At 33.2% G+C, this 13,670-nt stretch carries 11 protein-coding genes and 1 pseudogene; 5 read left to right on the top strand and 7 right to left on the bottom strand.

Annotated elements, in window-relative coordinates; genetic code table 11:
- The first annotated feature begins 391 nt into the window (after positions 1–391).
- From B5P40_RS30565 to B5P40_RS30545, 5 genes and pseudogenes are all read left to right on the top strand, one after another.
- A complete protein-coding gene (locus B5P40_RS30565) occupies positions 392–2,647 on the top strand; it encodes an N-acetylmuramoyl-L-alanine amidase family protein (RefSeq protein WP_113710450.1) in 2,256 nt (751 codons plus the stop codon).
- A 779-nt stretch (positions 2,648–3,426) separates the two neighbouring features.
- Positions 3,427–4,140 carry a response regulator transcription factor gene (locus B5P40_RS30560; RefSeq protein ID WP_002069741.1) on the top strand — a complete coding sequence of 238 codons (714 nt, stop codon included), beginning with the start codon at positions 3,427–3,429 and terminating at the stop codon, positions 4,138–4,140.
- Complete coding sequence (locus B5P40_RS30555) at positions 4,137–5,216, top strand: sensor histidine kinase (protein ID WP_078177215.1); 1,080 nt, start codon at positions 4,137–4,139, stop codon at positions 5,214–5,216. The genes B5P40_RS30560 and B5P40_RS30555 overlap by 4 nt, the downstream gene beginning before the upstream one ends.
- 76 nt (positions 5,217–5,292) lie before the next feature.
- On the top strand, positions 5,293–5,790 hold the full coding sequence (locus tag B5P40_RS30550; protein ID WP_078177216.1) for a DM13 domain-containing protein: 498 nt from the start codon (positions 5,293–5,295) through the stop codon (positions 5,788–5,790).
- A gap of 71 nt (positions 5,791–5,861) precedes the next feature.
- Positions 5,862–5,953 (top strand): annotated as a pseudogene (locus tag B5P40_RS30545) (IS6 family transposase); the annotation flags it as partial.
- A gap of 621 nt (positions 5,954–6,574) precedes the next feature.
- Here the strand turns inward: B5P40_RS30545 and xerS are convergent.
- From xerS to B5P40_RS34140, 7 genes are all read right to left on the bottom strand, one after another.
- A complete protein-coding gene (xerS, locus tag B5P40_RS30540; protein WP_002169382.1) occupies positions 6,575–7,648 on the bottom strand; it encodes a tyrosine recombinase XerS in 1,074 nt (357 codons plus the stop codon).
- 1,619 nt (positions 7,649–9,267) lie between these two features.
- Positions 9,268–9,750, bottom strand: coding sequence for a Bax inhibitor-1/YccA family membrane protein (locus B5P40_RS30535; RefSeq protein ID WP_309252116.1), 483 nt, complete (start codon positions 9,748–9,750; stop codon positions 9,268–9,270).
- Positions 9,751–9,789: 39 nt separating this feature from the next.
- Positions 9,790–10,584, bottom strand: coding sequence for a hypothetical protein (locus tag B5P40_RS30530; RefSeq protein WP_002191486.1), 795 nt, complete (start codon positions 10,582–10,584; stop codon positions 9,790–9,792).
- Complete coding sequence (locus B5P40_RS30525) at positions 10,581–11,279, bottom strand: ABC transporter ATP-binding protein (protein WP_113710449.1); 699 nt, start codon at positions 11,277–11,279, stop codon at positions 10,581–10,583. The genes B5P40_RS30530 and B5P40_RS30525 overlap by 4 nt, the downstream gene beginning before the upstream one ends.
- Positions 11,276–11,656 carry a GntR family transcriptional regulator gene (locus tag B5P40_RS30520; RefSeq protein WP_002191484.1) on the bottom strand — a complete coding sequence of 127 codons (381 nt, stop codon included), beginning with the start codon at positions 11,654–11,656 and terminating at the stop codon, positions 11,276–11,278. The genes B5P40_RS30525 and B5P40_RS30520 overlap by 4 nt, the downstream gene beginning before the upstream one ends.
- 199 nt (positions 11,657–11,855) lie before the next feature.
- Positions 11,856–12,544, bottom strand: a protein-coding gene (locus tag B5P40_RS30515) for an IS6 family transposase (RefSeq protein WP_258402210.1) whose coding sequence is annotated in 2 segments (ribosomal slippage) — positions 11,856–12,226 and positions 12,226–12,544 — 690 coding nt in all. Because the reading frame shifts where the segments join, the coding sequence is not laid out codon by codon here.
- A gap of 569 nt (positions 12,545–13,113) precedes the next feature.
- Positions 13,114–13,670: collagen-like protein (locus B5P40_RS34140; protein ID WP_309252115.1), on the bottom strand; the 557-nt coding region annotated here is incomplete at its 5' end.

The raw sequence follows: 13,670 nt of genomic DNA, 5'->3' as shown, positions 1-13,670 counted from the left end.
GTAGCACCACATCGCCATCAACTTAAGAATTTTATAACACCCCCAAAACGAAAAAAACGAACTAAATTCCTATGGACAACTATGAAAGGATGGAATTTTCGTTTTGGGGATACTTCAAAATATTAGCTTGATGGGCATGTGATAAGACCCCAATTAGTTTCACTCAAACTAACCCTCATAAAAGCAACACAATATATATATAAAATAAAAAAAAGATTTACGAAAGACTTTTGTAACATTTGTGAAAGAGAAATGAAAGATTTTTAAACTAAGATGAACTTACTGATATTGATGTTATATCAGTCGTTAATAAAAAGTACCAGTAGAGAGTGAAGAACAGCATTGTGTTAAAGCAATCTGAACTAAATTCTACTAAGAGAGGAAAACAAAAATGAAAAAAAACTTTAAAACAATTAGAATTGGTAAGAAATTAATTCCTGCCACAGCGGCATTAGGTATTCTTTTTTCTTTAGCCCCTGTTGCAGAGAACAAAGCTAGCGCAGGTTTAGCCACGGTGTTGGATGTGACTATTACTTCATTAGGTATTGTAGCTGATATTTATGAAAAGCTTGGGATATCTGTAGGAGAGCCTGACTTATCTAATTACACTGGCCCCTATGCAGAGAATGTGTCTTACAGAGCTTCTAACTTTAAATCTGGGGAATTTAATATTTCTATGCATCATACGAAAGGAGATTCCAATTTCACTAGAACGATTAAAGTACTATATCCAGATGGAAAAAGTGAGATGAAAGACTTAAAATCGGGGCAACAGCTTAAGATTACAGAACCCGGTACAATTGTAGATTTGAAACCCTTTACAGAATCTGTATCAGAGCACGATCTTCTTTACATTACAAAAGCGCAATTGGATGAAGGAAAAACCGGGGTTGCGCTTAATCAAGGTATCACCATATACGTAGAAAAAACATCCGGTGAAAATAAAGTACTTGTTGACGAATTTTATAAGAAGAAATTTGGAGCAGATTCTCTTGACGGTTTTAAAGGATTAGGGGTGGACCGCTTTTCTTACTTAACAGATGAACAAAAGAAGGTAGCAACATTGACTTCACATCCAGTAGGTAGAGAAGTTCTTTCTAATTATGTTACGAATAACCCTACAGCTCAAGCAGATTTTAATAACCGGTCAAGTAATGTATTCGCAGAGATCACCAATACCCTAGAGACACCTATTAAAGCAGCATTTGGCTCACTAAATCACGGTGAATCCTATCAAATTATCCCCTATAAAAAAGGAAGCAATAAAGTATTGGTAAAAGCAGGTTCAAAATATCTTTCAGGGAAAGAAGGAAATGTTCTTCAATATTCCGATTCGATTGGTGACGATGAATTGTTTGAACTTGTCTCAGCCCCCGCTTTTCTTAATAAATGGCAGTTTGATTTGGTAAACAAGAATGGAGTACGTCTGACTAGTAATCCATACATTCAAGGCTTCCTGAAGGAAAACGATGGTGCTAATTCTTTCAGATCTGGAATTAGTTTCACTGCAAAAACCAATGATGAAGTTCACAACTGGTTAATAGACTGGTACCCTGGTAAAGAACATGATAGACAGAAGTATGATGGAAGAGTAGAGTTCAAAGCTAATGATAAAAGTGATGGCTCTATATGGACTGCATACGATGCTTCTGGAAAATTAATAACGAATAGTTGGATAGAACGAGATGGAGCATATCATTATGCAGATGCTTCAGGAGTTCTTTTGAAGGGTTGGCAGGAAATTAAAGGTAATACGTATTATTTTGCTCCGCATTCTAACTCCCTGGTAGTGTCATCAAACTCATCTGATGCACAGATTGAGGGTAAGGTCTATCATTTCAAGGATTCTGGTGTTCTGCAGCGATCAGCCTGGAAAGATGAGCAATATTCTGATGCTTCTGGAGCGTTTGTTAAAGAGGGTCTGAAAGAAATAGAAGGTAAAATTTACTATTTTAAAGATCTCGCAGTTACAAAGAATGAAATGCGTCTAGAAGACCAACATGTCATTCTTCACTTTTCCAACAAAGGCGTGCTTGAGAGGGCTTCAGATCTGAATGGGAAAGCATTAGCTAGTACTACTACTGTTACTCTTAACGGGAAACACGTAGTCTTTGAGAAAGACGGTTCTGTTAGAAAGCCAGGACTCACTGGAAAGAGACCTTTCCTCCAATCAGATGGAACTGAAAAGGTCACAATGCACTATTATAGCTTAGAGGATGGAGCTTCCTATTCGGGTTGGAAGATAATTGATGGAAAGAATTATTATTTTAAAGATGGTAAGCACTACACTTTTGATGGTTATGAAAATATTGACGGAAAAAAATATTATTTTAATAATGACGGACAAGCTATGTTGACAGGGTTTAAAAAAGAAAACGGTAAAATATACCACTTCAATGATAAAGGCGTAATGCAAAAAGGGTGGCAAGAAATCGATGGTAAATGGTATTACTTCGATGATTCTGGAGCAGCTAAGATAGGATGGTTCTCTGTTGGTGGTGGATACCATTTCCCTTATTACGGGTACTTTACTTATTATGCCAAAGAAGATGGTTCAATTTATCAAAACACCACTGTTGAACTTGATAATGGGAAAGGTGTTTGGAAGACTTATAAATTTGACAGTCATGGACACAAAGGTTATTAATAATCCAAAAAGAGTCTGTTTTTTATAAATATGACTCTCTAAATGAGATCCCTCAACCTAACTGGATCATATAACTCTGAAAAACTAAAAACATGGCTTCCAATCAGTGAATGAGAAAATGGGTTAAAGAGTGGGCGTTGATATTCTTTTAAGAATTTAATCATGTGAAGAAGTACATTTCTAATGTCCATGAAACAACAAGTCGAGAATGGCCGTAGGACCTTCGTCTTTGATAGTAATGGATATTACAAGGTGAAAAGTTAGTTAATAATGGGCTAGTACTGTTGCAGATAATGGTAGCGCCCCAGTTGTAGCTTCTAGTGAATTCATTTTAAAACCTGAGAATACAACTGCACCAGGCAATAATCACAAATGGGAGTTAGAAAGTATTAAGTAAAGAGCCATGCAATATATGTACCCTCTATCCATATGAATAGGGGGTATATATAGATTTCTAAATATAACAAGTCTTTCTATACATTTGTTACCCCTACTCCATACGCCACAAACTGAAGACTCCCCAGTATTTATTCTTTTAGGAATGGTATATAAACAGAATTTACCTAGTCATACAAGTAATCAAGTGTTAAAATTACCTTCTGAATTATAGAATCACCTTTAATAATTTTTAATGAATATAAGATCAAAGTGTTGGATTCCGACTTACTAATACTATCAGTGATAACTTCTGCATCTCCAAGTTCCATAGATTTATTAGATGAAAGCAGATAAAAGAAACATTTCAATTGTGATTTATGCACAAGAAACGAGGATTATATATGAAAAAAAGGATTTTAATCGTAGAAGATGAAGAAAACATTCGAGAAGTATGCAAACGGTATTTAGAAAGAGAAGGATACGAAGTATATACAGCTATGAATGGAATGGAAGGCTGGGATGTATTTCATCAATATCAACCAGATTTAATTATTTTAGATCTCATGATGCCGAAAAAAGATGGATGGGAATTATGTGAGGAAATTCGTCAACAATCAAATGTCCCTATTATTATGTTAACTGCTAAGGGAGAGGAAAGAGATCGAATTTTAGGTTTAACAATGGGAGCAGATGATTATGTAACAAAGCCGTTTTCACCTCGTGAATTAGTATTAAGGGTTCAAATTATACTAAGAAGAGGCAATCAAATACCGATACAAGCAAAAGAATCCCTATCAGAAGTAATAGAATTTCCAGATTTGAAAATTTATCCAAAGACGAGATGTGTACTTGTTTGTGAAAATAAAGTGGAATTAACGGTGAAAGAATTTGAGGTACTTTATGTCATGGCACAGCATCCAAAACAAGTATTTTCTCGTTCGCAACTTCTTGAACTTATTTGGGATTTTGAACATGAAGGGGGCACAAACACAGTAACCGTGTTAGTGAGTCGTTTACGTGACAAACTGGAGAAGCATACGATAAAGAATCGTTGGATTCATACTGTTTGGGGAATAGGATATCGCTTTGAGCCAAATGGAGGAAATGAAACATGAGATTACGCATTCAATTGTTATTGATGAATTTATTAAGTACCAGTATCCTGGTAATTGCTATATGGTATAGTGAAACGCAAATGTTACTTGAACCAGAACAAACACGGTTATTAACAGTAATTGCGGTTGTAGGACTGATTATTTCAACGTTTATTTACTGGTTAATGACACGCCCTATCATGAGGTCCATTCAAAATTTAATTGAACTAACGAAACAATTTAGCGATAGACAATTTGAAACGAGGTATATAATTGGAAAAGAACCACGGGAGTTTAAAGAATTAGCAACAGCCTTCCAACAGATGGCCAAAAATTTGGAAGAAGGGTTTACTAAGTTAGAAGAAGGGGAAAAAGCACGTAAAGAGCTCATTACGAATATTTCACACGACTTACGAACACCAATGGCTAGCATACAATTGATGATAGAAGCATTACAAGATAATCTGATTGAAGATCCTGAAATGAGAAATCAGTACTTAGTTACGATTTTAAAAGAAATAAAAAGATTAAGTGGATTAATCAATGACTTATTTGACCTTTCAAAGTTAGAAATTGGGCAAGTAGATTTTCATCCAACTTTAATACATATGGACAAAGTCCTATTGGATGTACTAGAGGCACATTCTGTCTTATTAGCAAACAAACAGATCGATTTACAATTGGAGGTTCCTGAGACATTACCTCGACTTTTAATTATGCCGTGTAAAATAGCACGGGTCATTAGTAATTTGTTAGATAATGCAATCCGGTATTCACCTGTCTCTGGAACAATCCAGCTGATTTTAGAGGAAAATAAGCAAAAGCAACAAGTCCAATTCATTTTGCGTGATGAAGGAGAAGGAATTACTCCAAATGACCAACTACGCGTATTTGAACGGTTTTTTAGAACAGATCAATCAAGAAGTTCACAATCTGGAGGATCCGGTCTCGGACTAGCCATTACAAAATCATTGATTGAAATGCATAGTGGAGAAATTGGTGTGAGAGATCGTTTAGACGGCAAACAAGGAAGTGAATTTTGGTTTACTCTTCCCATCACATCAGAAAAAAATAAGACCGCTGAAAGACTTTTGTAATACTTATATTATAGAAATGAAAGACTTCCTTGTTAACATACTACTACACAGTATGTTACAGGAGGTTTTTTATTTTATGAGAAGAAAACATGTATTGCTTATAGGAGGTTTTATAATTGTCGGGGGAATTTTATGGTCTTTGTTCCGCCCCGAGAAATTATTTATTGATAAGCAAGTGAATGAAGCATTGCCACAAACAGAAATACAATCAAACGAAACAAAACAACAACAAGAACGAGTAATAAGTGAAGGGCAGTTTCAAAATGGTATCCATGAAACAACCGGAAGAGCAACAATCCATCAATTAGCGGATGGAAAACGCGTTTTACGACTTTCCAATTTTTCAACATCTAACGGGCCAGATGTTCGAGTTGTATTAGTTCCTACAAACCATTTGAAAAATAATGAAGACGTGAAAAATCATCAGTATATTGAATTAGGAAAATTAAAGGGAAACAAAGGAGACCAAAACTATGGAATTCCTGAAGGAATAGATGTAGGTACATACGGTTCGGTTTCTATATGGTGTAAAAGGTTTAATGAAAACTTTGGTGCGGCTTATTTTGAAAAATAAGAAAGAAAGTTCTGTTGCAAAGTTTTTAAAGTAAGCTAAACTCTGTAACAAGCAAACGAGGAGTATAACAGATGAGATATTTTAAAGGAAAACAGTTCAAGAAAGATATTATCGTGGTAGCCGTTGTTTTTCTTTAAGCTATTGCGATGTTTCTGAAATTCTATAGGAACGTGGTATTTCTATAAAAATCAATGTGTCGAAAAGTTCGAGATAACATTTTGAAGGACTTCAAAAATACATAGACCTTTTGAATCATATATGAATTGTTGGGAAAAAGCTTTCCTTCAAACTAATGTAACTCCCATAATCCACTTAAACTCATTATCTTTATATAAATAAATTAATTAATAAGAATGATGGTATAGGTTATTAGGTAAGAATGGGAGTTTTTCACACAAGATTAAATGGGTATAGTTCTGTAAATCTATAAAAATTTAGTTTAGAGTTTCTTGTCCCAACCAATATCTAAAAGTGAAAGTTTAGATATTCTTGTCTAAATAGTTTGGAGTTTCATGTCCTTGTACACCTGAGATAAGAGGGGAGGTTAACCTACATCCCTCAAGTGTTCGTTAAATTCCGATTTAACGTAAATAACAATTGTAAAAATCTAAAATTTTTATTTATATCTACTAAGAGAGAGTTTTTATATTCCAATTAATGTAGATTTCAAACTATATATTTTTTACATAATAAAATCAAATGCGAAATGAATAATACATATCATTTTAACCCTAGTATAGGGAAAATAATAAAAGTTCAGCAATGCAAAATTGCTGAACTTTTATTATTTATTCTTTCCTATTCTGCCTAAGCTATCTTTAATAGTTGTTTCTCCAAGCTGTGTGTATAATAAGGCCGTATCTTGGCTAGTATGCCCAAGTTGCTGCATCACTTGTAACGAGTCTTTTTCTTCCATATATAACTTATTTGCCAATGTATGTCTTAATTTATGAGGAGACATTCTTTTACCAAAGGCCTTAGTATATTTTTCTACTATATCTTGGATAGCCCTAACTGAAAGAGGCTGTGCAGTATGTTTATACTTCGATAAGAATACATTTTTTAATTCTTTCCCTGGAGCATATTTTTTATCTCTAATTTCCATATAATTTTCAAGATCATTCAATGCAATTGGGGTAATCCATACAGAATCTTCTTTGTTTCCTTTTCGTATTACATCAATTAGCCTTTCTTTTAAGTTTATATCTTCCATACGAAGATCGGCCAATTCACTTACACGAATACCACTACCAAGAAAGAGGGAAAGAATAGCTACATCACGATCTTTATCTCTTAGGAAATAGAACAACTGATGTTTTGTTAAAGATTTTTCATGTTCGTACTTTATGTAATTCAAAAACTCTTGATCGTCATCATTATGAAATATTTTAGATCTCATACGTTTTGCACGGGCATTTAATGTTTCCTTATCTTTATGTATTTCAATTTTAGCCATTACATTTCTATAAAAATAACATTCTCCATCATCATTCTCTGATAGGGAGGTAAGGTACTTAAATAAAGACTTTAAGGCTGAAATTTTTCTGTTAACAGAGGAATTCTGCATATTTTGTTGTAGTTTTAAAAACCTCATAAAGTTCTCAACATCTTTTTTCTTTAAATTCTCCAAATCAGAGAAGGATATGTCTTTAATGGGCTTAAATTCAATAATTTGTTCAGATAATAGCCAATTAAAGAAAACTCTAAAATCATATACATAATTCAGTAGGGTGGAGGGAGAGGCATCATGCAATTCTTTGTACTCCACAAATTCTTCTATGTAAAAGGGCATTTCATTTAAATTCTCGTATAATTTCTTACGATGTACTGATTTTTGACGTTGCTTGCTGTAATCCATAAAAATCACCTCATATATACTATAACAGAAAAAATACACGAACACAAGTTCGCGTTAAATTCAATTTTTACACGAACTTATTTACATAATTTAATTATGAAATACTAAAATTCACTCGAAATTGAATGGGAAAGTGTAGTTATTCTAATAAAAGTTATAGATAACCAAGTGATAAATTCATATTTGGCGATAAAAATTATATATGTATATAAAATTAAACGATTTTCAAATATACATTCTAACAAAATGAATACATGAACACAGTTTAAAATTCGTTATAAAATGTGAATTGGTTAATTTAATCAAGGTTAATCAGGAGTTAGATAGATATCAACACAAGAAAAGCTCTTATAAATTAAAATGTAATTCACTATAAAAATTGCTTATGAGTAATTCAGCATTTGATTATTCTTATATAAAATATGAATTATATGGCGTATACCAATATACTACGATTCATGCATTTGAGCTTGAAATCCCTAGATACTGTATTTGATTTTTATATAATCGCATTATTATGCGTAAAATTGGTATTTCGTGCGAAGTTGTGTTTGTTTTTATACCCATCTTCCGTTTTTTTCATCCAAGCAGAATTTATTATTCTCTTTTCAACAGCAAGTAAATATTTAGTAACAGATACGTTCACTTATACCTATCGATGTTGATTGTGCAATTACTAACAAAGGTACAACCAGTATAAAAACTCATTTTAAAATCTGAAGAGATTTCCGAATATCACCGGAAACTAACTTTTAAAATGAGTACAATAGTTGTATATAAAATAGCCTAATTTTATATTGTGAATATATTTAAAACGAAAGTTGACTGGTGCACTCTCCCGATTTAGCCGTGAATTTTTTAAACTGTCCTTTTATATAGATAAATCTATTTTGAGGATTACTCCAATCATTATCATTATTTTATTGTACTGTTTGATATTCTCCCAATTATCTTACAGTGCTTTAGCCTTTGTATACAGAGCTTTTAAATTTTATAATATCATCTATATTTATTTAAATTGATTTTTAAACATAACTTTTCAGCCACTAAACAAGACTAGCAGCCCTTCATATTTCTTTATTACAATGCAATAATTTATAGCATTATTAGCTCCCTTCAGTCTATTCATTGGACTTAGAAAGGAGGTTAACTTTGACCAATTTTGTTTTTCCACTCGTGGTTAGTGTTGTGTCTGCTATTTTTAGCAAATGGCTTGATTACCGCCTATATAATCATAAACACCGTAAAAAACGCAATAACAAACGCCACTAGGTCGTGCTCCCTTTAGGGTAACTAAAGCCGTCAATGCTGGAACGTTGCCGGTTTTTGCATACTTAATAAATAGCAAAAAAAGCAAGTCCCCTGGAACAGGCTTGCTTTCTGATAGAGCTTTGACAACTCAAAAACCATTTGTCTATATTAATCCAAAATAGAAATTTGTGTAAATTATTGCGCTCACTTAATAGGTAAATTAAAGTCATGAACCCTTACATAAAGCTTTTAATGATTACTTTAATCAATCGTAAGAATTAAAAAATGCTATATACCACTAATTGAATGATTTTAATGTACGCAATTTCATAATGCCACCTCTTAAGGTACTGAATCAAAATTTCCCCTTAATTAACGAAGGTTGTATTTTTGACTTTCCAGTCTTCAAGTTTAATGCTAACCCAAAAACCATATTTAGTTACTTTTACTATTCGAGTTGCGTATAACACTAACATGGCAAATAAAATTGAAATTGTTAGTAATACGGCAGTTAAAGCGATAGAATCACCAAAACGCATTGTATAATATGCTGAAATACTTCCTAATAAAACACCTTGTAATACTGCGTAAATCGGTGCGCAAATTGGGGATATGCGCGGAATGAATATAACTACAAAAGCGACAATTAGAGTAACTATTATAATTCCAATTAACACGGGTATTTTCATTTTCCCTTGTGTCATCTGTACGTATGAATAGACAGATGCTGCAAGAAGTAAGATAAGCAAAACGAATGTTTTTCCTATCGTTCCGCCAATAGTCATCGTAGAAGCATTTGTCTTCTCTTTATGAAATTTGTCTTTTTTTAATATTGGATTAGTTGTTCTCATTTTTTCCTCCTAAATATATTCTACCTTTAAAGTGGAGCTTTATAATTCTAATTTTTTATCAATGATACGACCTGTAATAGCTGTTAGGACAATTATGAACAAGCAAGTAAAACATACATCTAAAATAGTGAATCCTTCACTAGGGTACAATGATGTGTCAATAAAGCCGTTTTTATCTATGAACCCCGTACTCTTTATGGTGATTACATATTTCTCTAATTTACTTAAAAAATCCAGTAGGAATGTTTGGATTGTTAAAAATAAAGCCAAGAAGATGATGGATAAAATCATCTTATTCAGTGAGGATTTTATAGGAATCAGTTTTGTAATTACCATGATGAAATAACAGGAAACTAATATACTCATGAAATCGATTCCCCATAAAAAAACAGAAAGTACGTGATGAATAAATCCATATGCATATAACTTATGAAATTCTTGTTGGTAGCCCCCGACTACTTTTCCTCCATAGGAACCTTGAGAAAAATAATATAAAAAAATCAGACCTATTACTAATAAAAGAATAAACATTAATGTGAAGAAGAATAAATTTGCATAAATATATTTTTTTCCTGAGATGGCTGTATAACGAATCATGGAATTTTTTAGCATTTTATTAAAAGTAGGCAATGCTATTAAAAGAAGTAGGAATGCAGTGCAACCTATGATTAACATAAATATACCTAATGTTATATCCTTTGTAAGTTGATCTGTTACCTTCGATAGTCCCAACATATTAAATAAAAAAAGCAACGAAATAGTAATAAATCCAAAATAAAAGACGGCTATCTTTTTTCTATTACAATTAAATAAATAGCGAAAAAGTGGATTCATCTCTCAAAAACCTCCTTAAATAACTCATGTACTGCTTTTCCATAGCGAAAACGAATTTCTTCTACGTTTTCATGCAATACAATACCCCCGTCTTTCAAAAAGATTACCTCGTCAAATATATTTTCAATTTCCTCTATTAAATGGGTCGAAATAAGAATGGTACTATCTTCACGATAAAAGTTAAGAATTAAATCTAATACATGCTTTCTAGAAATAAGATCAATCCCACCTAATGGTTCGTCTAATACATATAACTTTGCTTTCCTTGAAAAAGTTAATATAAGCTGTAATATTCCTGTTGTTCCTTTTGATAAGATGCTTATGTTCTCTTCTAGAGGTATTTTAAACTCGACTATTAAATCCATTGCTTGTTGTAAATCAAAATCAGCATACATATCTCGATAGAACAACACAGCATCTTTTACAGTCATCCACTTTTCAAAAACAGGACTATCGGGCATAAATGAAACGATTTCTTTTTTTTCTAATGCCACCTTTTTATCTCCAATTGCAATACTTCCTTTAGAAGGAAGCCGTAAACCAGAAATCATTTTTAATAATGTCGTTTTTCCACTACCATTATTACCAACAAGACCGATAATTTTCCCTTCTGATATTGTTAAACTTACATCTTGAATCACTGTTTTTAAATTATATCTTTTCCATAAATTTTCAATTTTCAATACTTCTTTCATTCGTTTTCCTCCCTTTTCTTTTCCAAAGAAGACCGGAGTATTGAGAGAATTTCTTCTTCCGAAAATCCTAAGTTATTCATTCCATTTATAAAATTATTAAGCAACTCTTTTGCCATTTCTTTACGTAGCTCTGTAATTATTTCTTCATTAATTGTTACAAATCTCCCTGTTCCTCTACGTGTCTCAGCAATACCTTCCCGTTCTAACTCTTGAAATGTACGTTGAATTGTATTTGGATTCACTTGTAATTCACCCGCTAATTCACGTACAGCAGGAATTTTGTCACCTGGTGCCAAACGTCCTGTTACAATTTCTTTTTTGAGGTATTCCATTACCTGAACATAAATGGGGATATTAGGAGAAAACTCAGTTTTCATTTTTTTCCTCCTCTGTATTAGTGTACTAGATAGATAGTACACTAATGTAAATTATATGTAAATAGTTATTTTGAAAACTATAACGAATAGAAGGCGATATATTTAGTGAATTAGTGTAACCACTCAAGTGCCATAAACGACCAGGTTCTGTTGCAAAGTTTCTTAACAGAGAAAAAGTTGGTATGATTGCAGATGGGTTTTATTCAATCGTTAGTAATTGTTGTAATTCATTATACGTCGAAAAAACGAAGCTTGGTTGTTGCAAACTTCGTTTTCGTTTATATAGAGCATGAACGGTTTCAATACCTTTCAAGGTACGTGAAGCATGACGAAGGCTTTGAAATCCTGTGGATTTGGCAAAACGCCTATTTACATGTCTATAGTCTTGTTCAATGAGATTGTTCAAATGTTTGACTGTACAATGAGTTGTACGTCTATAAAAACCTTGTTCTTTTAATTTGTTAAACGTGCAAAGTAGCGCTGGGGCTTTGTCCGTTGTAAGAACCGTTGGTTCTCCAAAAGCCTTCACCAATCTTTTCATAAAGGCATATGCTGCCTGATGATCTCTTGTTTTCGAAGTTGAATATCCAATGTATATCCATCCTTATCGATCGCACGATATAAATAACGCCATTTTCCTTTCACTTTTATATAATTTTCATCTAATTTCCACGATGATTGTACCTTTTTGTTTTTCTTTTTCCAGATTTGATAGATCAAATTTCCATATTCATGGACCCAACGCATAATAGTTGTTGGATGAACCGATATGCCACGCTCTCTCAAAAGTTCAGATACATCGCGATAGCTTAAAGAAAAACGACAATAGTAGCCGATGGCTACTAAAATAATATCTTTCTTAAATTGTTTTCCTTTAAAATATCTCATTTGTGATTCTCCTCGCTCTGTTTTGAAAAAGTTTAGCTTACTTTTAAAAACTTTGCAACAGAACCTGAAATATGTTGGTTCGGGCATTTTCGGTGATATTAAAGAAGAAAAGTTAACACAGGAAGAGATCATGAACTTTGCTGTTGAAATGAGGGAAAAGAAACAGAAGGACACAACTATACACTAAGAAAAGTCTAGAAGATACGGAATATTTAAAAATTAATCACCTCAAAAAGAACATGTAGAAATTACTACATGTTCTTTTTGAGGTGATTAACCGACCAAGGTTATATTGTAAATGTTCATAGCATTGTATGCTGAAATTTCAATTGTAAGTTCTAATGTAAACTTTTTATCATTAGTTTACATTCAAAATATGAAAAATAAAGAGATTAGAACATCTAAAAAACTAGATCTATGCTAGCTTTTTTTACATAGTTTTCTTTAGAAGAAATCACTATATCTAAAAACCTATAAAAATTCCCTCAAAAGATTTAAAGGGACTTTTATAACATTTCCCTTAACTTCATAGTTATAGCCTACAACCTATGCAATTCTATTTTTCGCTTTTATCTAAGTCGCGTAATAACAAGATGTGCTGAAACAGACTCTGTTCCTCCAGCCAGAGGAGTAATGGTTAGTGCTGTGGATTCGCTAGCAGGATTTCGTACAGTAAGTATTGAATTGATGACTGATGTTTGCACAAGAGCCATTCCTACTATCTGAGAAGTACCCGTTGCTCGACCAACTACCGTATAAGCTAATTCAACAGCTCCTGCTCCCGAATTAAGAGTTAAAACTAGTTGACCCGCTTCGGTCACACTCACCTGAAACAAGACCTGATAACTACCGATTGCAGACAAATTAAATGTATCAGCACCAGTACGTGCAATCCCCGCCCCACTAAAAGGTCCGTCTCTTGGAAAATCTACGTCTCCACCGACTGCAACTGTTGCAGCATTATCAGGGGGCATCAAAGCATAAAAATCCGCAAAATCTAATACCGTTCCGGTTGCTCCTGTCGGTCCTTGTAATCCGGTTGCTCCCGTTGGTCCTTGTAATCCGGTTGCTCCTGTTGGTCCTTGTAATCCGGTTGCTCCTGTTGGTCCTTGTAATCCGGTTGCTC

This window comes from Bacillus sp. SRB_8 (assembly GCF_003264205.1).
Lineage (GTDB): Bacteria > Bacillota > Bacilli > Bacillales > Bacillaceae_G > Bacillus_A > Bacillus_A mycoides.
The sequence above is the reverse complement of the archived record's forward strand: the minus strand, read 5'-3'. Positions and strand labels throughout refer to the sequence as shown.